Raw genomic sequence first — 21,013 nt, forward strand, 5'->3', positions numbered from 1 at the left:
TAATAAAGAAATAAAAAACTCCAGACAAAAATCTGGAGTTTTCTTTAGTATTAAAAAAAATATTTATTAAGTATTCTGTTTCTTTATTAAATTTAAAGCTGATCCTTCTTTAAACCATTCTATTTGCCCTTCATTGTATGTGTGATTAGTAATAATAATATCTTTAGTTCCATCTGCATGAACTGCTTCAATAGTTAATGGTTTCCCTGGAGAAAATTCATTTAAATCTAAGAAATTAAACGTATCATCTTCTTGAATTAAATCATAATCAGATTCATTAGCAAATGTTAACCCTAACATTCCTTGTTTTTTTAAATTTGTTTCATGAATACGTGCAAATGACTTAACAATTACTGCTGCGACTCCTAAATGACGTGGTTCCATTGCGGCATGCTCACGAGAAGATCCTTCTCCGTAATTATGATCTCCTACAACAATCGTTTTTATTCCTGCTGCTTTGTATTTACGAGCTACATCTGGAACGCCTCCATATTCACCATCTAATTGATTTTTGATGAAATTTGTTTTTTTACCAAAAGCATTTACTGCTCCAATTAAACAATTATTAGAAATATTATCTAAATGTCCACGATAACGCAACCAAGGACCTGCCATAGATATATGATCTGTTGTACATTTTCCAAAAGCTTTAATTAATAGTTTAGCTCCTTCAATTTTGTCTCCTAACGGAACAAATGGTGTTAGTAATTCTAATCGCTCTGATTTAGGGTCAACTGTTACTTCTACTCCACTACCATCTTTCATTGGTTCTAAATACCCATTATCATCAACCTCAAAACCTTTAGGAGGCAACTCCCATCCTGTTGGTTCATCTAACATTACTTCTTCTCCATTCTCATTTATTAAAGTATCTGTTAATGGATTAAAATCTAAACGACCAGCTATTGCAATTGCAGCTGTTAACTCTGGTGATGCTACAAATGCATGTGTATTTGGGTTTCCATCTGCACGCTTTGCAAAATTTCTATTAAATGAATGTACTATGGAGTTCTTTGGTGCATTTTTAGGATCTTCATAGCGTCCCCATTGACCAATACATGGTCCGCAGGCATTTGTAAATATTTTAGCATCTAACTTTTCAAAAACTTCTAAAATACCATCTCTTTCTGCTGTATAACGTACTTGCTCAGAACCTGGGTTAATACCAAATTCTGCTTTTGTTTTTAAACCTTTATCTAATGCTTGTTGTGCTACTGAGGATGCTCTTGATAAATCTTCATAAGAAGAGTTTGTACAAGAACCTATTAACCCCCATTCTACTTGTAAAGGCCAATCATTAGCTTTTGCTCTTTCTGCCATTTCTTTACCTACATGTGTAGATAAATCTGGGGTAAAAGGCCCGTTTAATAGCGGTCCTAATTCTGATAAATTAATTTCAATTACCTGATCAAAATATTGCTCTGGATTTGCATATACTTCTTCATCTCCTGTTAAATGTTCTTTTATTTTATTTGCTGCATCGGCTACATCGTTTCTATCTGTAGCACGCAAATAACGTTCCATTGATTCGTCGTAACCAAAAGTAGAAGTGGTTGCTCCTATTTCTGCACCCATATTACAAATGGTACCTTTACCTGTACAAGACATAGAAATTGCACCCGGCCCAAAATATTCTACAATGGCTCCTGTTCCTCCTTTTGCAGAAACTATACCTGCAACTTTTAAAATAACATCTTTAGGAGCTGTCCATCCAGATAACTTACCTGTTAACTTTACTCCTATTAATTTAGGAAACTTCAATTCCCAAGGCATTCCTGCCATTACATCAACCGCATCAGCTCCTCCAACACCAATTGCTACCATTCCTAATCCTCCTGCATTTACTGTATGTGAATCTGTTCCTATCATCATACCTCCTGGAAATGCATAATTTTCTAATACCACTTGGTGAATTATTCCCGCTCCTGGTTTCCAAAATCCAATTCCGTATTTATTAGAAACAGATTCTAAAAAATTAAATACTTCGTTTGAATTATTTAAAGCTGCTTGTAAATCTTTATCTGCTCCTAACTTTGCTTGAATTAAATGATCACAATGAACCGTTGTTGGCACTGCTACTTTATTTTTACCTGCTTGCATAAATTGTAGTAATGCCATTTGAGCTGTTGCATCTTGACAAGCAATACGGTCTGGAGCAAAATCAACGTAATCTTTTCCTCTTTGAAAAATTTTCGTTGGATTACCATCCCAAAGGTGAGCGTATAAAATTTTCTCTGCTAACGTAAGTGGTTTTCCCGTAAGTTCTTTTGCTGCTATTACACGTTCTTTAAACTTTGCATAAACCTCCTTAATGATTTTAATATCAAATGCCATGTGCTTGTTTAGTTTTTGTTACAAGTCTAAATTTAGCAAAAAATGATGTAATCAACTTTATTCTATAATATTTAATACTAATATGAGTATCTAATTAATTGATTATGGTCTTTGTTAAATGTAATAATTCTCAGCACTAATGATCACTCATTATAAACTCTTAAGATTCATAATCATATTCTTTTTTGATATTGTTTCAACAAAAAAGCCCGAGTTTAAAAACTCGAGCTTAAATATTCTTTAAATAATGTAATAATTACATTACTAACTGTTTTTGAGATGGCTTAAACTTCGTTAAAACTATACCTTCAACTGCAGCTTCATATTCTGCCATAGTAGGAGTTCTTCCTAATATACAAGATAAAACTACAACTGGAGTTGAAGACAATAATGATTCTCCTTTTTTACCCTCTGTATCTCTTACTACCCTTCCTTGGAATAAACGAGTAGATGTAGCCATTACTGTGTCTCCTGGTTCAGCTTTTTCTTGATTCCCCATACATAAGCTACAACCTGGACGTTCTAAATATAATTTATTCTCGTACTTAGTTCTTGCTACTGCTTTTGGAGCACTATCATCAAATACAAAACCTGCATATTTTTCTAGAACTTCCCAATCTCCTTCTGCTTTTAATTCATCAACAATATTATATGTAGGTGGAGCAACAACTAAAGGAGCTTTAAATTCTACTTCTCCTTTTTGAGCTTCTACGTTTTTAAGCATTTGTGCCAATATTTGCATATCTCCTTTATGAACCATACATGAACCAACAAAACCTAAATCAACTTTCTTAGTTCCTCCATAAAAAGATAAAGGTTGAATATTATCGTGCGTATAACGTTTAGATACGTCTGCATTATTTACATCAGGATCTGCAATCATTGGCTCAACAATCTTATCTAAATCAATAACAACCTCTGCATAGTATTTAGCATCTGCATCTGGTTTTAATGCCGATTTAATTCCTGTTTTAATTTCTTGAATACGATTATTAGCTTTATCTACTAATCCTTTAAGATCTTGCTTCGGATTATCCATCCCTTTATCAATCATAATTTGAATACGATCTCTAGAGATTTCTAATGATTCAATTAAAGTGTCATCTTCTGAAATACAGATAGATGCTTTTGCTTTCATTTCTGCAGTCCAATCTGTAAATGTAAATGCTTGATCTGAAGTTAAAGTACCAATATGTACTTCTATAATTTTTCCTTGGAAAACATTCTCACCATCAAACTGATTTAACATTTGTTCTTGAGTCGCATGAACTACATCACGGAAATCCATATAAGATTTCATTTCTCCTTTAAAAGTAACTTTAACAGATTCTGGTATTGGCATTGTAGCCTCACCTGTAGCTAATGCTAAAGCAACTGTTCCTGAATCCGCTCCAAAAGCAACTCCTTTTGCCATACGTGTATGCGAATCTCCTCCTATAATTACATCCCAATCATCAACTGCAATATCATTTAATACTTTATGAATAACATCAGTCATTGCATGGTACTTTCCTTCTGGATGACGCGCTGTAACTAATCCGAAGTCATTCATAAACTTCATTAATCTTGGAATATTAGCTTTTGACTTATCATCCCAAACTGAAGCTGTATGACATCCTGATTGGTAACCTGTATCAACAATTGGAGAAATAACTGTTGCAGCCATCATTTCCAACTCTTGAGAAGTCATTAATCCTGTAGTATCCTGAGATCCTACAATGTTTACTTCAACTCTAACATTAGATCCTGCATGTAATGTTTTTCCTGGAGTAGTTCCTACTGCATTTTTATTGAATATTTTTTCAACAGCAGTTAAACCTTGTCCTTCAATAGAAACTTCTTTTGAAGTAGCATAAACTTGAGGGACATCAATTTCTAAAACTTTACAAGCAAATGATTGTAATTTCTTACCGAAAACAACAGCATAAGAACCTCCTGCTTTAATAAACTCCATTTTTGGTGGTGTTAAAGCGGTAGAAATATCTTTTAACTCTTTGTCTCCGTTATATAATTTCTTTGTTTTTGTATTTATAGTAAGAACAGTACCTGTTGCTACAGAATATTCTTCCTTTAAAATTGCATCTCCTTCTTTATCAACTATAGTGTTTCCATCTGTATCTTTTTGCTTCACCCAGTTTTTTAAATCGATACCAATACCTCCTGTAACCCCAACAGTAGTTAAGAAAATTGGTGCAATACCATTTGTTCCTGCAATTACTGGTGCTATGTTAATAAATGGTACATAAGGGCTAGATGAAATCCCTGTCCATAAGGCAACGTTATTTACACCTGACATTCTTGAAGAACCGACTCCCATAGTTCCTTTATCAGCAATTAACATCACACGTTTATTTGGGTGTTTCGCTTTTAAAGCTAATAATTCATTTTGCATGTCTTTATTATGCTCAAACATACACTGACCATGTAATTCACGATCTGACCTTGAATGTGCATCTGCTCCTGGTGACAATAAATCTGTTGAAATATCACCGATACCGGCAACAAACGTTACTATTTCTATCTCTTCATCTATCTCTGGTAACTTCGTAAAGAATTCTGCTTGTGCATAACTCTCTATTAATTCTTTAGCGATAGCGTTTCCTGCCTTATAAGCATTTTCTAAACGCTCTGTATCTGCTTCATATAAGAAAACTTGTGTTTTTAATACTTTAGCAGCTTCATTAGCTACTTCAGTATCATTTCCTAAAGCTAAATCTAATAACACTTCTACTGAAGGCCCTCCTTTCATATGAGACAATTGTTCAAAAGCAAATGCTGATGAAATTTCTTCTACTACAGTTTCTCCTAAAATAATCTCTTTTAAAAACTTAGATTTTACCCCTGCCGCACTTGTTGTACCTGGTAAAACATTGTATATAAAAAAGTTAAGAGATGCTTCACGATGTTCATTATTTACATCTTTAATTTGTGTAATAATGTTACTTAATAATTCGCTTCCGTCAATTGGCTTAGGGTGTAACCCTTGAGCTTTTCTTTCTTCAATCTCTTTAAGATAATCTGAGTATGTGTTCATAAAAGGTTTATTTTTCTTATAAAGAATAGTTACTTAATACACCTCTTAAAAGAGGTTTATCAACATTAAAAGTTATATTCTAAATAATTTATTTTGTTAATTTTAAAGCTCCACAAAAATACGTTTTTAGCTTCATATTAAAAAATAAACAACAAAACTCAAAAAACAATAAATTTACTTGATTAAAATCCTAGTTTTTACGAAAAAAACAAAAAAAAGCATCTTTAATTAGTTAAAAATTACGAATATGATAATTCATCATTTTTTTGAAGCTAGAAATTAAAGCTATAATGATTCTAAATAGGAAAAAAGCAGACCAGTAAGCTGGATTCTGTTCCTCTAGTGAGGCTCTTATCATTTATCTAGTTTTACAATTACTCGTAAAATCAATCTGCCTACCCCTTAGAATCGCGCGAGTAGCGCTCAAGCTCTAATGTACATGGCATTGCACCGCATAGAGTTTACCTGGTTTCACTACAGCATTACCTGTACATACTTTCTGCTGCACTTGTCCTCGGTTTACACCGGACGGATGTTATCCGCTATGCTACTCTTTGGTGTCCAGACTTTCCTACTTATACTAAATATAAGTCGATAAGATAGGTCTGCTTATATGTTATTTTAAATCTTAGTTCATAAAAAACCCACTCAAAAACTGAGTGGGAAAATTGCTATGAAAAAGAAAAAGTGTCTAGAACGTCTTCTAGACACTGCAAATATAAGATTGTTTTTTCTTTTAAAAAAATATTTTTTTCAAAAAAAGTGTTTTTCTCTTTTAAGAAAACATATCCTTTACTTTCTCAAAAAATGATTTGTCTGATTTTTGTGGATTTGGACTAAAGTTTTCATCTTCTTCCATTTGTTCAAAAAACTTACGTTGCTCTTTTGTTAACTCTTGAGGAGTCCAAACATTAACATGAATTAAAAAATCTCCATTTCCATATCGTTCTATACTTGGTAATCCTTTTCCTTTTAATCTTAAAATTTTACCTGATTGTGTACCAGCTTCAATTTTAATTTTTACTTTACCCGTAACTGTTTCTACTTCTTTTGAAACCCCTAAAACAGCTTCTGAAAAATTAATATATAAATCGTAATGAATATTACTTCCTTCTCTTTTTAAACTTTCGTGCTGTACTTCTTCTATTAGAACTAATAAATCTCCTGGAATTGAGTTTTTTCCTGGAGCTTCATTTCCTTTTCCTCCTACTTTTAATTGTACTCCTTCCGTTACACCTTCTGGAATATTAATAGAAACTGTTTCTTCTTTAACAATTAACCCTTGAGCATCTGCACCATTTGGCTTACTACCAATCATTTCTCCTGCCCCTTGACAGGTACCACAAGTAGTCGCTGTTTGCATTCTACCTAAAATGGTATTGGTAACACGCATTTGTTGTCCACTACCATTACATGTTGTACATGTCTTATAAGTTACTCCGTCTGCTTGAACTTTTCTTCGAACTTTAACTTTCTTCTCTACTCCATTAGCAATTTCTTCTAATGTAAGTTTTACACGAATACGTAAGTTGCTTCCTTTTACTCTAGCTTGACGCTGTCCGCCGCCTCCGAAGCCTCCGAAACCACCACCAAAAGCTCCTCCGAAAATATCTCCGAATTGACTGAATATGTCATCCATATTCATTCCTCCGCCACCGAAACCACCTTGGCCTCCTTCAAAAGCTGCATGCCCATATTGATCGTAACGAGCTTTTTTATTCTCATCACTTAGTACTTCATAAGCCTCTGCACATAATTTAAATTTTTCTTCAGCACTTTTATCATCTGGGTTTTTATCTGGATGATATTTAATCGCCATTTTACGATATGCTTTTTTTATTTCAGATTGTGTCGCTGATTTTGAAATACCTAATACTTCGTAGTAATCTTGTTTTGCCATTTTATTTCAATTGACAATTAACAATTAACAATAAACAATTGATAACTGATAATTATTGGTAACTATTAATTGTTTATGCTTGTCCTACCACCACTTTTGGGTGACGAATAATTTTATCTCCTAATTTATATCCTTTCTCTACACAATCTATAATTTTTCCTTTTAAATCATCTGATGGTGCAGGAATTTGAGTAATTGCCTGATGTACTTCTGCATCAAAAACATCTCCTGGCTTAACCTCTAAAACTGTCAAACCTTTTTGCTCTAAAGTTTTTATTAATTTTTGATATATCAATAAAACTCCTTTACGTAATTCTTCAGCTTCTTTGTCATCTTCTATATGTGTTAAAGCTCTCTCAAAATCATCTAAAACTGGCAGTAAAACTGTCATTACTTCTTGATTTGCCGTTTTAAATAATTCTATACGCTCTTTTGACGTTCGTTTTTTATAGTTCTCAAACTCTGCAAACAAACGTAAATACTTATTTTTCTCTATTTCAATTAGTTCTTCTGTAGTAGGCTCTTCCTTCTTAACAGCCTCTTGATTATCAACACCTTCTTCTTGATTACCTTCTACTTCAATGTTATCAATAGTGTCTTTCAGTTCGTCTTCTTTTGTATATTGATCTTTACTCATTGTAAATCGTCTCTTTTGTTTTCTCTTTTTTACGCAATAATACTGCCAATAAATCAAAATATGCCAACATGACACTTTCTATAACTGTTATGTATTTACTCTCTTTTTCTAAAATTATTTTAAAAATTTATTTTAAAAATGCTTTTTTTTAAAATAATTATCTACTTTTATAGAAATTAAATTAAACTTTTAAGTCCCTCATTAATTATGAAAAAAAATTTATTAAACATTAACGGTGCAACAATTTTAACAAAAAAAGAGCAAAAAAACTTAACTGGAGGAATTTCTTTTGATCAAGATATTCGTAAGTGTGGTTGTGATTGTGCAGGACGTGTAACTGGTCCTAAATATTGTAGTAGTCTTATTGCTTGCCCTCAAGTTTATACTTGTGATGACGCCCAGTTATCATAATAAAAATTTATTCAAAAAAATAAAAACCAGCTGTTAATAGCTGGTTTTTTTATTCTTTAATTTATTTCCTTATTTGTTTCTATCTCTATTGGCAATTTTCCTTTTTGAAATAATCTTGCTGATAAACTTCCTTTCAGTATAATTGATTCTCCTTTTACTTCTAACCAACTTCCTTCCCTTAAACCTAATACGGGTGTTTCATTAAAAACATGATATTCTTTTATTCTTATTTCTCTAGTCTCTCCCATATGTGTAGAATCTGGATTCGGATCTAAATAATGTGCATTTATATTAAACGAAATAAACTCTAATGTTTTAAAACTAGGTGGATACACAATTGGCATATCATTCGTATTCATCATTGTAACTCCACAAATATTACTTCCTGCACTTGTTCCTAAATACGGTATTCCTTGCTCCACTATTTCTTTTAAATCAGAAAAAACATTATTCTTATAAATTTGATTTACTAATTCAAAAGTATTTCCTCCACCTATAAAAACTCCTTTAGCTTCTCGTATTGCTTTTTGAGGGTTTTCAAATTCATGAATTCCTACTACTTCTTTATCTATTTTATTAAAAGCTTTTCTAGCTATATTAGTATACTCATCATAACTTATGCCCCCTGGTCTTGCATATGGTATAAATAAAATTGTTTTTGTTTCTTTAAAAAAAACAGAAAGGGTTGGTAAAATATATTCTAAATACCCACTTCCATGAACAGTTGATGTACTTGCTATTATAAGTTTCTTCATGCATCAAATTAACAAAAATTTACCATGTTATTAAAACATTTTTAAGACAGTTAGGTAGTTTATTTGTTACATGAAAAAAATTGCATTCTTTTTATTTATAGTAATAACGAGTACAATCATAGCTCAAAATAGTCCAAAAATTATTTCTGGATACATTTTTATAGATAGCCTTCCCATACAAGATGTCCATCTTATAAATAAGAAATTAAATCTAGGTACTATTTCTGATGAGCAAGGACATTTTGAAATTTTAGCAAATAAAGGTGATGTTATTATTGCTTCTCATCTAAATTTCGAATACAAAGAATATACTATTACAAACGAAGATTTAAAATCGAAGAAGATTAATATCTATTTAAATAGTAAGACCTATTTACTTGATGAAGTTGTTTTGAAAAAAAAGAAAGGGATTTTTGATATTGACAAGGATATTTTAATCAACAACGCTCCAATTGTAAATGCTAAAACCTTAAAATTACCTTATGCTAATAGTAAAAAACCTAAAGAAGACAAAACATTAAAAATTGAATCTGGTTTATCAATCGGAATTGAGGGACTTGTAAATGCTCTTAACGGAAAAAACAAACAAAAAAAATTATTAAAAAAACTGAAGTTTGAAGATAAAAACTTATTAAGGATAAGAAAGCACTTTACTGATGGATTCTTTATCCAACAATTAAAAATAAAAAAAGAAAATATTAATTTGTTTTTAGAAAATTGTATTTCGGGAGGCATTATTAACCTATATAATAAAGACAAACTTTTAGAACTTACATCTGTGCTAATTGACAATAGCAAAAACTCTCCATACCTTTTAGAAAAAGAAAACACCAAACTAACCCAAAAATAAGCCTATGAATAAACCATTACTCTTCTTTCTTTTCTTAATCACATCTAATAACTACGCTCAACAAAAAAGAAAATTCTTATATGCTACAATAATAGATAATATGGATGTAATTGGTAATGCTCATATTATTAATTTAAACACAAATCAAGGAACATACACTAATGAAGATGGTGAGTTCAGAATTTTAGCAAAACCTAATGATAATTTAAAAGTTTCATTTGTAGGTTATAAAACCAAACGCATAGCTGTTAAATCGAATCATTTTGGAATGCAACTAAATTCTTTTATTCTTGAAAAAAAAGTAATTGAACTTGATGAAGTTGTTTTAAAAAAACATAGTTTATTTGGAGTTCTTTCAAGAGATATGAAACAAACTCCTGAAGATATTGCAATTGAAAAATCAAAAGGGGCTTTTGATTTTTCAAAGGTTAATTTTAAACAAATTATAATTAAAAAAATTGATGATGTTGATAGGTCAAAAGCTCCTGATATTTGGAAAGAAATCGATCCTACAGCTAAATTTTTCGGCCTTATTGGTGTTAGTTTTAATTCTGGTTCTGTTAAGAATGCTTTAAAAAGAAAAAAACATAGAAGAGAAATTAAATTTAAAGAAAACTTTCCTAAAATGTTAATTTCAGAATTTGGTTCAAGTTTCTTTTTTAATGATTTAAAAATTCCAAAAGAAAAATACTATCATTTCTTAGAATATTGTAATCCTCTAAATATTGAACAACTATATAAAAATGGAAATGTATTAGAAGTAATAAAAATATTACAAGAACAAAGTATTACTTATCTAAAAAGTATAAATTTACAAGAATGAAAAAGACGCTATTTTTTTTATTTTTTCTAATTTCTTTTTTCAAAATTCAATCTCAAGAAACTAGAAAGTTTTTTTATGCTGAAATAAAAGATAAAATTGGGTTTGTAGTTAATGCTCACATAATTAACTTAAATACAAAACAAGGTACTTACACGAATAATAATGGTGAATTTAGAATTTTAGCAAAAGTCAATGATAGTTTAAAAATATCCTTTGTGGGGTATCAATCGAAGATTTTAATTATAAAAATTAAACACTTTGGCATACAGAAAAACACTATCCTCTTAGTTAAAACCTCATATGAATTAGATGAAGTCAACCTAAATGACAATAATTTATTAGGATATTTATCTTCCGACAGTAAAAAAATTAAATCTAAAAAAGAGATCAATGCTAAAACATTAAAACTCCCTTATGCAGGTTCCAGAATTCTTACTCCTGCTGAAAGAAAATTGCAAACAGCAAAAGGCGGTAGTACACCATTTTCTTTTGGACTTGCAAATTCTCTTTCCTTAGATTACATACTTAATACTATTTCTGGTAGAATAAAGAAACTTAGTAAACTTAAAGATATCGAATCTTTAGAATTTAAAGTAAAAAAAATAAAAGACACTTATTCAATTCACTTTGTAAAAGAATTTGGCATTAAAGAATATGACATATATAAATTCATTTATTTCTGTAGTGCTGATAAAAATTTTAATACTATATACAATTCTGGTGAAATAGATTTAATACAATTTTTTAAAGTTAAGTCTGAAAAATTTAAAAAAAATTATTCATCAGATTACAATCACTAATTAGATGCGATAATTGGCATAAAAAAAATTATTTTTTTATTTTCATACAAATTCTAGTTCTGTATTTTTCATAAAATTTTCGTATCTTTAGAAGTATACCAATCATACTTTATCATGAAAAAAATACTTCTATTTATAATGTTCATTTCTCAATTTACTTTCTCTCAAGAAGAACGAAAAACATTGTTTGGAATTATTTATAATGAAAATGGAGTTTTAGAAAATGCCCATATTGTTAATTTGACAACACATCAAGCTACATTTTCAAACAAAAAAGGAGAATATCGAATTTTCGCAAAACCAAATGATTCTATTCGTTTCTCGTCAATAGGGTATAAAACTATATTCGAGAAGCTTATTTCTAATGATTTTAATGTTTATAGAAAAAGAACTACTTTAGAAAAACGAGTTTATGAACTAGACGAAGTTTCACTTAAAAACAATGAACTTTCAGGTTCACTTAGTAATGATTTAAAAAAAATAAAACATAATCCTAAATTAGAACTTGCGAAAAAAGCTAGTAATTTCTCTGAAATAAAATACACAAGTAATTCAGGAGATCATATAAACACTAGTGTAAAACCAAATATTGTTAGAACTGATCCTACAACAGCTTTTGAAGGACTAGGCACAACAACTGTAATTCCTTTTAAACAGGTAGGAGAAGTAAAAAAACTTCGAGAAGAATTGGCTTTTAAAGAAAATTTACCTGCTAAGCTTTTAAATGAGTTAGGCGAAGACTTCTTTTTTATAGAATTAAAAATCCCTGTTGATAAATATTATCACTTTCTTGAATATTGCTCTCCGTTAGGTATTGAGAATTTCTACAAAAAAAATGAAGTGCTAAAAGTTATAAATACCTTAAGAAAAGAGCATCTAAATTATCTTAAACTTATAGAAAAACACTAATTTGGCGCAATAATTGATTTTTAACAAAGTATGAAAAAATTATTCGTTGCTATATTAATAGTGCCACTATTATCTTTTTCGATACACAAATACTACATAGCTTTAACAGAAATTGAGTACAAAGAAGAAACTCAATCTGTCCAAATGATTATGAATGTTTTTATGGATGATATTGAAACAGCCATCAATAAAGACTTTGACGTAGACCTTAAACTATCTACTAAAAAAGAATTAAAAAATTCTGATGAATATTTTTTAAAATACTTAAAAGAGCACTTTAAAATTTTTATTAATAATCAAAAGTTTGACTATAATTTTATAGGAAAAGAATACGATGGAAATATTGTTTACTTCTATCTTGAAATAGAAAATATTTTATCAGTAGAATCAATCGAAATTAAAAATGATGTATTAATAAAATACTTTCCAGAACAACAAAATCTAGTAAAAGCATCTATAAAGAAAGAACGTAAAAGTTTATTTTTAACTAAAAAAAACGATAAAGGTTTGTTAAAATTTTAACACTTTCTAAGTTAATTACCTGCTATTTATTAAATTCAACCACAATTAAATAAACAACAACTCATGAAGAAAATAACTTCGTTAGTGTTTGCTTTTTTATTTGTTACAACTGCTATAGTTGCACAAACAAAACAAGGACACACAAATCAAAACAAATTTAGGCAACTAAAAGATCTTTTAGCAACACCAAATAGCCAACATACAGCTTCAGGTGCTCCAGGAAAAGAGTATACTCAACAAAAAGTTGATTATAACATGGACATTCTTTTAAACGATGATAAACAACAAATAACCGGTAATGAAACTATTACATATTATAATAATTCTGTAGATGAATTACCTTATTTATGGGTACAGTTAGATCAAAACAGGCGTGCTGCAGACTCTAAAACACCAGATATAAGTTCTGGTAAAGTTATAAAAAAACTAAGCAAAGAAGGATTCGATAGAGCTTTTCCAGAAAAATCTTTCGATGGTGGGTTTAAAATTACAAGCGTAACAAATACAGATGGAAGTAATTTATCACACACTATCAATCAAACCATGATGCGTATTAATTTACCAAAACCATTAGCTTCTGGAGAAACATTTAAATTCAATATTTCTTGGTGGTACAATATAAATAATCATAGAACTCAAGGTGGGAGATCTGGTTACGAACACTTTCCTAAAGATCGCAATAACAATTATGTTATCGCACAGTTTTACCCAAGAATGTGTGTATACGATAATGTAGAAGGTTGGCAGAATGATCAATTTTGGGGACGTAGCGAATTTGCTTTAGAATTTGGAGATTTCAATGTAAATATTACAGTTCCAGCAGACCATATGTTAGGAGCAACAGGTGTTTTACAAAATAGAAAAGATGTTTTTTCTAAAACTGAATTGAAACGTTTTGAAAAAGCTAGAAATACATTTGACAATCCCGTCATTATCAGAACTCAAAAAGAAGCAGAAAAAATTGAACAAGGTCGTTCAAAGAAAACAAAAACATGGAAATTTAAGGCTACCAATGTAAGAGATTATGCATTTGCAACATCAAGAAAATTTATTTTCGACGCAATGGCTGTTAACATAAATGGTAAAACTGTAATGGCAGAATCTTTATACTCCAAAGAAGCAAATCCACTTTACGGTGAGCACTCAACAAGAGCCGTTGCGCAAACGTTAAAAACATATTCTAGATATACATTTGATTACCCTTACCACAAAGCAATTTCTGTCGATGGTCAAATGGGAATGGAATATCCTCAAATTTGTTTCAACCCTGGAAGACCAAATCCTGATGGAACTTATTCTGACAGAACAAAGTATAGAATGATTAAAGTTACTATTCATGAAGTTGGTCATAATTTCTTCCCTATGATTGTAAATTCTGACGAAAGACAATGGACTTGGATGGACGAAGGTTTAAATTCTTATATGGAAATGTTAGCTGAATTAGATTATGACAAGAACTTCCCTATAACAAGAGGCTATCCTAAAAATATTGTAAAGTACATGGCGGGAGATCAATCTAAAATTGCACCTATTATGTCTAAAGGAGATCATGTATATGAATTTGGAAATAATGCTTACGGTAAGCCGGCTACTGCATTATGGATTTTAAGAGAAACTATTATGGGACACGAATTATTTGACCATGCTTTTAAAACCTATGCTAAAAGATGGAAATTCAAACACCCAACTCCTGCTGATTTCTTTAGATCAATGGAAGATGCATCTGCAATGGATTTAGATTGGTTCTGGAGAGGATGGTTCTACACTACTGATGTAAATGATATTGGGATAAAAGGGGTTAAGAAGTTTTATACGAGTAAAAATAAAGATGACTCTGTTAACTTTAACGAAGACAGTACTAATGGATTAAGTTTTTCTAATAAGCATAATAAATACCATTATGAAATCACCTATAATAAACCTGGAGGATTAGTAATGCCAATTATTGTTGAGTTTACTTATAAAGACGGAACAAAAGAAAAGAAAACATACCCAGCTCAAATCTGGAGATTTAACGATAAAGAAGTTAGTAAAGTGTTTTCATCTGACAAGGAATTAAAAAGTATAACTATAGATCCTGATTTAGAAACCGCTGATGTAGATACATCCAATAATAGTTGGCCTAAGAAAACAGCTACTAAATTTGATAAGTTTAAAAATAAAATAAAAGGTTAAGAACCAAAATATTTAAAAAGCGACATTATTAATAATGTCGCTTTTTTATTTCATTTTTTTATATAAAACAAATGATTGTTAAAGTTTTTACAAAATTTCTTTACTAGCTATCAAAATTCAGTAACTTCCCGCATATTTTTTAAAAATCAATCAAAACAAACTAATGAGAAAATATTCCACGTTACTATTTTCAGCTCTATTTCTTTCTGCATCGTTATTTGCACAAGAAACAGAAAAGAAAGAGCCTCAAAAGGGTCATATTGATCAAAATAAGTTTCGCCAATTAAAAGATGTATTGGCTACACCTAATGATCAACATACAGCTTCAGGAGCACCAGGTCATGCGTATACACAACAAAAAGTGGACTATGTAATGGACTTACGTTTAGATGAAGCTGCTAATAAATTATATGGAGACGAAGCTATTACGTATCATAACAATTCTAAAGACCATTTAGATTACTTATGGGTACAGTTAGACCAAAACATGCGTGCTCCAGATTCTAAAACTCCTTTAGCTCAATCTAAAGGCGCAAGTGGTTTTCAAACACCTGAAAAGTTTGTTGAAGAAAACATGGGTAAACCAAAAGATTTTGGTTTTAAAATTGAAGCTGTAAAATATTCAAACGGAAGAAATTTATCGTATACTATTAATCGTACAATGATGCGTATTAATTTACCTAAAGCGTTAGCGCCAGGTGAAGTTTTTAAATTCAATATAAAATGGAACTACCTAATTAACAATTCTGTTGAAGATGGTGGTCGTTCTGGTTTTGAATTATTTCCTGACGGTAATAAAAATTATACTATTGCTCAATTCTTTCCTCGTTTAGCTGTTTATGATAATGTAGAAGGATGGCAAAATATGCAGTTTTGGGGACGTAGCGAATGGGCTTTAGAATTTGGTGATTACGACGTTAAATTAACCGTACCTGCCGATCATATTGTTGATGCCTCTGGAGAATTACAAAATGAAAAAGAAGTTTTAACAAAAGAACAACGTAATCGTTGGGCTAAAGCTAGAAAATCTTATAAAGACCCTGTTTTTATCGTAACTCAAGAAGAAGCTGAAGCTAACGAAAAAGAAGGGACTACAAAAACTAAAACTTGGCACTTTAAAGCAAAGAATGTTCGTGATTATGCATTTGCTTCGTCAAGAAAATACATTTGGGATGCAATGGCAGTAAACATAAATGGTAAAAACATTATGGCTGTTTCATTATATCCAAAAGAAGGAAACCCTTTATGGGAAGAGCACTCAACTAGAGTTGTTGCAAACACTTTAGAAGAGTATTCTAAAATGACTTTTGATTATCCTTATCCAAAAGCTATTTCGGTTCATGCAAAAAATCAAGGAATGGAATATCCAATGATTTGCTTTAACTATGGACGTCCTAATCCTGATGGAACTTATTCTGACAGAGTTAAAAATGGAATGATTGGTGTAATTACACACGAAGTTGGTCATAACTTTTTTCCAATGATTGTAAATTCAGATGAGCGTCAATGGACATGGATGGATGAAGGTTTAAATTCTTTTGTTGAAATTTTAGCAGAATTAGATTATGATCCTAAATTTAATACTGGTAATCTACCTAAAGATATTGTAGGCTACATGAGCTTAGATCAAAATAAATTAACTCCAATTATGGCACAAGGTGATTATGTTCAAAATTTTGGACCTAATGCATACACTAAACCAGCAGCTGGTTTATATATGTTACGTCATACTATTATGGGACCTGAGTTATTTGATTATGCATTTAGAACATATTCTAAAAGATGGATGTTTAAACACCCTACTCCTGCAGATTTCTTTAGAACAATGGAAGATGCTTCTGGTATGGATTTAGATTGGTTTTGGAGAGGGTGGTTTTATACTACAGATTATTCTGATATAGGTATTAAAGAAGTTAAACCTTTATACTTAACAAATAAACCTAACGAAAGAACTAAAAAATTACAAGAACAATATCCTTCATATTTTGCTCGTTTAGGAAAATTAATTTTCTTAACTACTAAAAAAGAAGATGCTAATGCTTCTGAAGTAGAAACTTACATTAATGGTTTATCTGCTGATAAAAAAGTTAATTTAAAAGCATTACCTAAATACATGTATCAAGTTGAATTTGAAAAACCAGGAGGTATACCTATGCCTATTATTGTTGAATTAACGTATGCAGATGGAACTAAGAAACGTGAAACTTTCCCTGCTCAAATTTGGATGAAAAATGAACAAAAAGTGTACAGAGTATTTTCTTCTGAAAAAGAAGTAAAAAGTATTGTTGTAGATCCTGATTTAGAAACTGCTGATATTGACACAAAAAACAATAGTTGGCCTAAGAAAACAGCTAATAAGTTTGATAAATTTAAAAATAAAGTAAAAGGATAATATAATTATCTATCGTTTATATATTAAAAACGCAGCTCATGAGCTGCGTTTTTTGTTTTCTAAAAAGTTGAAAAATATTATTTCTGAAATAATTTATTAACTTCATTTAATGTTAAAAACTTAGAAACAGTCATTACATCTGGATCTCTACTAACATATTGTTGAATCTGCATTCTCATTTCACCATCATCTCCTCTTTCATATTTAAAGAAAATTACATCTCCATTAGCTTTTATTTGAAATTTCTGCATAGGCATTTCTTCAAAGCCTTTCAACATAATTTGGTGTAATTTACTTACATCATCATTCGTATTCTTAAATGAAAAAAACACATATTCATTTATTGGATTATTAATATTTTTATAAAATAAATTATACGATTCATTATCACCTACCTTTTCTAGGTAAACAAATTCAACTTGACCAACAATATCTACTTTTGTTGATGATTCAATAAATTCGATTTGTGAATACGACACAACAGAAAAAAATAATGCTGCTAAAAAAAATAGTTTCTTCATAAAATTTAAGGGTTTAAAGTTCGATCTAAATATATTTGATTATAATTAAATAAAAGAACGTTTTTATAAATAAAAAATTATATCCTCTTTTTTTAAACATGCAATTATAATAATAACATCATATGCTACTTTACCATATCTTATTCATTTATACGGAATAAAAGCAGTACCTTAGATATATACTCTACCTTAATATTTATGAAATATTTTTTACCTTTTATACTTTTTTTCGTTTTTTTTTCTTGCAACAAACGATCTTCTAAACAATTAGAAATTGGAAATTATAGAGCCGTTTTAAAAATTCAAGACAACCAAGAACTTCCTTTTATTTTTAAAGTAAAAGAAAATAATTTAATTGAAATATACAATGCAGATGAAATTATAGAAGTTGATGAAATCACCTATAAAAATGATTCTATTTACATTCAAGTTCCAGTTTTCGAAGGTTATATTGCTGCTGAAATTTCCGATAATAATAAATTAAAGGGGCACTTTATAAAACCTAGTTTAAATAGAGTTGTTTCTTTTCTTGCCAGAAAGAACGATGAAAGATTCAAATCAAAAAACGAAGCTTCTTTTAATATTACAGGAAATTGGGAAACCGTTTTTAGCCCAAACAGTAAAGAAGACAAGTACACCGCAAAAGGAATATTTACTCAAAAAAAGAATAAAGTAAAAGGTACTTTTAGAACAACAACAGGAGATTATCGATATTTAGAAGGTATTATTGATGGCGATTCATTAAAACTTTCAACATTTGATGGTGCACACGCTTTTTTATTCACAGCTAAAGTAACAGACTCAAGTATGATTGGTAATTTCTATTCGGGAAATCACTGGAAAGAACCTTTCATTGCTAAATTAAATAATAACTACGAGTTACCTGATGAAAATACTCTTACAATTTTAAATGATGGTTATAAAAATTTTAATTTTTCTTTCCCCGATGAAAATGGTAATTTAATTTCTTACGTTGATGAACAGTTTAAAAACAAAGTTGTAATAGTACAAATTATGGGAACTTGGTGCCCCAATTGTTTAGATGAAAGTAAATATTATGTTGAATATTTAAAAAAGAATAAAAGTACTGATGTTCAATTTATTGCTTTAGCTTTCGAAACAGATAAAACACAAAAAAAAGCTTTTGAAAAAATTAGTCGTTTGAAAAAACGATTAGACATTACCTACCCTATATTATTAGCACAATATGGAGGTTCAAATAAAAAAGAGGCAGCTAAAAAATTACCTATGTTAAATCATATACTTTCATATCCTACTACAGTTTTTATTGATAAAAAAGGAATTGTTCGTAAAATACATACTGGTTTTAACGGTCCTGCAACTGGAGAAAAATACATTAAGTTTAAAAATGAATTTGAAACTTTTGTAAATGCTTTATTAAAAGAGTAAAGCTAGCACTTACTTTATTCTATAGTACTAATTAAAATTATAGTTATAATCCATTACTTAATAGTATATGTTAAAGTTAAAATCATTTCATTATTTTTACCCAATGAAATGGATTTATTATTTAGTATTATTTTCTTCTTTTATTTTACATTCCCAAACTTTACCAAAGGGTTTTTCGTATATAAAAAACATAGATTCTTCTATAAAAAAAGAACTTAGATATTGTTCTAGTAATAACTTTATAGGGTCTCCTATAAATGGTTATGAAGAAAACATACTTATAACAACAACACAAACTGCAAAAGCTTTAAAAAAAGTACAAGATCAATTACAAAAAAAAGGTTTAAGTCTTAAAATTTTTGATGCTTATCGACCACAAATTGCTGTAAATCATTTTGTAAAATGGGCTCGATTGATTAATGACACATTAATGAAACATCAATACTACCCTAACATAAACAAACGTCATTTATTTAAATTAGGATATATATCTTCCAAATCAGGGCATTCAAGAGGTAGCACAGTAGATTTAACGATCGTTGATTTAAAAACCAATATTGAGTTAGACATGGGAAGTCCTTATGATTTTTTTGGGCCTTCATCACATATTACGTACTCTAAATTAACTAAAGAACAAAAAGGTAATAGACAATTATTACAACGAATAATGCTAAAAAATGGATTTAGACCATATTCCAAAGAGTGGTGGCATTTCACTTTACGTAATGAGCCTTTTCCTAAAACTTATTTTAAATTCCCTATAAAGTAGTAATTTTTAACGCTTTATTTAGACTACTAAAAGATATCGGCATTATATTTGCTTAGATTTATTTCATATGATAAAAATTCTACATTTTTTTGTGCTTTTTGGTTTAATTGGTATGCATTCTAATAGTTTTGCTCAATTAGACAACTCTTTTGGAGGTAAAAAAAAGGGAACTTCTTCTTTCGGAATTACTACTACTTCTGCTAAAAAGGCTGAGAAACCAAAATCATTAGATTTTAAAAATAACAATGGTTTTAAAACTGCACATACTAAACAACAAAAAGAGTTTCAAAAAAAACAAGCTGAAAGAAACTTAGAAAACAAAGGTATTTTAACCAAAGCTAAAGTTGCGGAAGAACAATATTTAAAAGCCTTCAAAAAAATAAATGGGATGTACCAATACCCTATTATCGATCAAGACTTAGGGAGTTTTAGTACAAAATCAAAAAGTGTGAATATTATTTGTAGAGATTTTCAATATCCAGATGGAGATAAAGTAACTATTTTTGTAAATAACATTCCCGTAGTTAGTAATATAGTACTTAAACAACGTTATCAATCGTTTAATATCCCTTTAGATGAAGGTATTAATACAATTGAAATCTTAGCTTTAAACCAAGGAACTTCAGGTCCAAACACAGCAGGTTTTAAAATTTATAATGATGCAGGAATGTTAATTTCATCCAATCAATGGAACCTTGCTACGGGTGCAAAAGCATCAATTATTATAGCCAAAGAAAAAGAATAATATTAAAAGGTTTTACCACTACGAAA

General features: G+C 29.9%; 17 protein-coding genes and 1 other RNA gene. 11 read left to right on the forward strand and 7 right to left on the reverse strand.

All coding sequences use genetic code 11. The features are described from left to right. Positions 1 to 66: 66 nt before the first annotated feature. The 5 genes from Q0881_RS14330 to Q0881_RS14350 all read right to left on the reverse strand — a co-directional run bounded on the left by Q0881_RS14330 (position 67) and on the right by Q0881_RS14350 (position 7,905). Complete coding sequence (locus Q0881_RS14330) at positions 67 to 2,334, reverse strand: aconitate hydratase (RefSeq protein WP_299161644.1); 2,268 nt, start codon at positions 2,332 to 2,334, stop codon at positions 67 to 69. Between the two features lie 256 nt (positions 2,335 to 2,590). After that, positions 2,591 to 5,368 (reverse strand): bifunctional aconitate hydratase 2/2-methylisocitrate dehydratase, encoded by a 2,778-nt coding sequence (locus Q0881_RS14335; protein WP_299161646.1) that lies wholly within the window; start codon positions 5,366 to 5,368, stop codon positions 2,591 to 2,593. A 304-nt stretch (positions 5,369 to 5,672) separates the two neighbouring features. Continuing rightward, positions 5,673 to 5,980, reverse strand: an RNA gene (rnpB, locus tag Q0881_RS14340) — RNase P RNA component class A. 163 nt (positions 5,981 to 6,143) lie between these two features. After that, a complete protein-coding gene (dnaJ, locus tag Q0881_RS14345) occupies positions 6,144 to 7,268 on the reverse strand; it encodes a molecular chaperone DnaJ (RefSeq protein ID WP_299161648.1) in 1,125 nt (374 codons plus the stop codon). Between the two features lie 73 nt (positions 7,269 to 7,341). Further along, complete coding sequence (locus Q0881_RS14350; RefSeq protein ID WP_299161651.1) at positions 7,342 to 7,905, reverse strand: nucleotide exchange factor GrpE; 564 nt, start codon at positions 7,903 to 7,905, stop codon at positions 7,342 to 7,344. Between the two features lie 207 nt (positions 7,906 to 8,112). On the opposite strand from Q0881_RS14350, the gene Q0881_RS14355 reads away from it, so the two are divergent. Further along, positions 8,113 to 8,316: a hypothetical protein gene (locus Q0881_RS14355; protein WP_299161653.1), complete on the forward strand. Its 204-nt coding sequence runs from the start codon at positions 8,113 to 8,115 to the stop codon at positions 8,314 to 8,316. A gap of 56 nt (positions 8,317 to 8,372) precedes the next feature. Here Q0881_RS14355 and pepE read toward each other — a convergent pair whose 3' ends face one another. Next, a complete protein-coding gene (pepE, locus tag Q0881_RS14360; RefSeq protein ID WP_299161656.1) occupies positions 8,373 to 9,071 on the reverse strand; it encodes a dipeptidase PepE in 699 nt (232 codons plus the stop codon). 70 nt (positions 9,072 to 9,141) lie between these two features. On the opposite strand from pepE, the gene Q0881_RS14365 reads away from it, so the two are divergent. From Q0881_RS14365 to Q0881_RS14395, 7 genes are all read left to right on the forward strand, one after another. After that, positions 9,142 to 9,921, forward strand: coding sequence for a carboxypeptidase-like regulatory domain-containing protein (locus Q0881_RS14365; RefSeq protein ID WP_299161659.1), 780 nt, complete (start codon positions 9,142 to 9,144; stop codon positions 9,919 to 9,921). A gap of 4 nt (positions 9,922 to 9,925) precedes the next feature. Continuing rightward, a complete protein-coding gene (locus Q0881_RS14370; RefSeq protein WP_299161661.1) occupies positions 9,926 to 10,744 on the forward strand; it encodes a carboxypeptidase-like regulatory domain-containing protein in 819 nt (272 codons plus the stop codon). Then, positions 10,741 to 11,544, forward strand: a complete 804-nt coding sequence (locus tag Q0881_RS14375; protein ID WP_299161663.1) for a carboxypeptidase-like regulatory domain-containing protein — start codon at positions 10,741 to 10,743, stop codon at positions 11,542 to 11,544. Before Q0881_RS14370 ends, Q0881_RS14375 begins: the two co-directional genes overlap by 4 nt. Before the next feature lie 114 nt (positions 11,545 to 11,658). Next, complete coding sequence (locus Q0881_RS14380; protein ID WP_299161666.1) at positions 11,659 to 12,453, forward strand: hypothetical protein; 795 nt, start codon at positions 11,659 to 11,661, stop codon at positions 12,451 to 12,453. 30 nt (positions 12,454 to 12,483) lie between these two features. Beyond that, on the forward strand, positions 12,484 to 12,975 hold the full coding sequence (locus tag Q0881_RS14385; protein ID WP_299161668.1) for a DUF6702 family protein: 492 nt from the start codon (positions 12,484 to 12,486) through the stop codon (positions 12,973 to 12,975). A gap of 63 nt (positions 12,976 to 13,038) precedes the next feature. Then, positions 13,039 to 15,150, forward strand: coding sequence for a M1 family metallopeptidase (locus Q0881_RS14390; protein ID WP_299161671.1), 2,112 nt, complete (start codon positions 13,039 to 13,041; stop codon positions 15,148 to 15,150). Between the two features lie 163 nt (positions 15,151 to 15,313). After that, a complete protein-coding gene (locus Q0881_RS14395; protein WP_299161673.1) occupies positions 15,314 to 17,542 on the forward strand; it encodes a M1 family metallopeptidase in 2,229 nt (742 codons plus the stop codon). Between the two features lie 77 nt (positions 17,543 to 17,619). Here the strand turns inward: Q0881_RS14395 and Q0881_RS14400 are convergent, their stop codons facing one another. Next, complete coding sequence (locus tag Q0881_RS14400; RefSeq protein WP_299161675.1) at positions 17,620 to 18,063, reverse strand: hypothetical protein; 444 nt, start codon at positions 18,061 to 18,063, stop codon at positions 17,620 to 17,622. 198 nt (positions 18,064 to 18,261) lie between these two features. Here Q0881_RS14400 and Q0881_RS14405 point away from each other — a divergent pair, with 198 nt between their 5' ends. The 3 genes from Q0881_RS14405 to Q0881_RS14415 all read left to right on the forward strand — a co-directional run bounded on the left by Q0881_RS14405 (position 18,262) and on the right by Q0881_RS14415 (position 20,987). Further along, entirely contained in the window at positions 18,262 to 19,473 is a 1,212-nt protein-coding gene (locus tag Q0881_RS14405) for a redoxin family protein (protein ID WP_299161677.1), read from the forward strand. 103 nt (positions 19,474 to 19,576) lie between these two features. Next, positions 19,577 to 20,242 carry a M15 family metallopeptidase gene (locus tag Q0881_RS14410; protein ID WP_299161678.1) on the forward strand — a complete coding sequence of 222 codons (666 nt, stop codon included), beginning with the start codon at positions 19,577 to 19,579 and terminating at the stop codon, positions 20,240 to 20,242. Between the two features lie 67 nt (positions 20,243 to 20,309). Continuing rightward, positions 20,310 to 20,987, forward strand: a complete 678-nt coding sequence (locus Q0881_RS14415) for a hypothetical protein (protein ID WP_299161681.1) — start codon at positions 20,310 to 20,312, stop codon at positions 20,985 to 20,987. Positions 20,988 to 21,013: the final 26 nt, after the last annotated feature.

The sequence above is a fragment of the uncultured Tenacibaculum sp. genome, from assembly GCF_947494125.1.
Classification (GTDB): domain Bacteria; phylum Bacteroidota; class Bacteroidia; order Flavobacteriales; family Flavobacteriaceae; genus Polaribacter.

What these genes read in the sequence shown, in the direction of transcription:
- dnaJ (WP_299161648.1), bottom strand. Translation starts at nt 7,268, where the DNA reads ATGGCAAAACAAGATTACTACGAAGTATTAGGTATTTCAAAATCAGCG.
- Q0881_RS14400 (WP_299161675.1), bottom strand. Translation starts at nt 18,063, where the DNA reads ATGAAGAAACTATTTTTTTTAGCAGCATTATTTTTTTCTGTTGTGTCG.
- Q0881_RS14410 (WP_299161678.1), top strand. Translation starts at nt 19,577, where the DNA reads ATGAAATGGATTTATTATTTAGTATTATTTTCTTCTTTTATTTTACAT.
- Q0881_RS14375 (WP_299161663.1), top strand. Translation starts at nt 10,741, where the DNA reads ATGAAAAAGACGCTATTTTTTTTATTTTTTCTAATTTCTTTTTTCAAA.
- Q0881_RS14370 (WP_299161661.1), top strand. Translation starts at nt 9,926, where the DNA reads ATGAATAAACCATTACTCTTCTTTCTTTTCTTAATCACATCTAATAAC.
- Q0881_RS14395 (WP_299161673.1), top strand. Translation starts at nt 15,314, where the DNA reads ATGAGAAAATATTCCACGTTACTATTTTCAGCTCTATTTCTTTCTGCA.
- Q0881_RS14330 (WP_299161644.1), bottom strand. Translation starts at nt 2,334, where the DNA reads ATGGCATTTGATATTAAAATCATTAAGGAGGTTTATGCAAAGTTTAAA.
- Q0881_RS14365 (WP_299161659.1), top strand. Translation starts at nt 9,142, where the DNA reads ATGAAAAAAATTGCATTCTTTTTATTTATAGTAATAACGAGTACAATC.
- Q0881_RS14405 (WP_299161677.1), top strand. Translation starts at nt 18,262, where the DNA reads ATGAAATATTTTTTACCTTTTATACTTTTTTTCGTTTTTTTTTCTTGC.
- Q0881_RS14385 (WP_299161668.1), top strand. Translation starts at nt 12,484, where the DNA reads ATGAAAAAATTATTCGTTGCTATATTAATAGTGCCACTATTATCTTTT.
- pepE (WP_299161656.1), bottom strand. Translation starts at nt 9,071, where the DNA reads ATGAAGAAACTTATAATAGCAAGTACATCAACTGTTCATGGAAGTGGG.
- Q0881_RS14415 (WP_299161681.1), top strand. Translation starts at nt 20,310, where the DNA reads ATGATAAAAATTCTACATTTTTTTGTGCTTTTTGGTTTAATTGGTATG.
- Q0881_RS14350 (WP_299161651.1), bottom strand. Translation starts at nt 7,905, where the DNA reads ATGAGTAAAGATCAATATACAAAAGAAGACGAACTGAAAGACACTATT.
- Q0881_RS14335 (WP_299161646.1), bottom strand. Translation starts at nt 5,368, where the DNA reads ATGAACACATACTCAGATTATCTTAAAGAGATTGAAGAAAGAAAAGCT.
- Q0881_RS14380 (WP_299161666.1), top strand. Translation starts at nt 11,659, where the DNA reads ATGAAAAAAATACTTCTATTTATAATGTTCATTTCTCAATTTACTTTC.
- Q0881_RS14355 (WP_299161653.1), top strand. Translation starts at nt 8,113, where the DNA reads ATGAAAAAAAATTTATTAAACATTAACGGTGCAACAATTTTAACAAAA.
- Q0881_RS14390 (WP_299161671.1), top strand. Translation starts at nt 13,039, where the DNA reads ATGAAGAAAATAACTTCGTTAGTGTTTGCTTTTTTATTTGTTACAACT.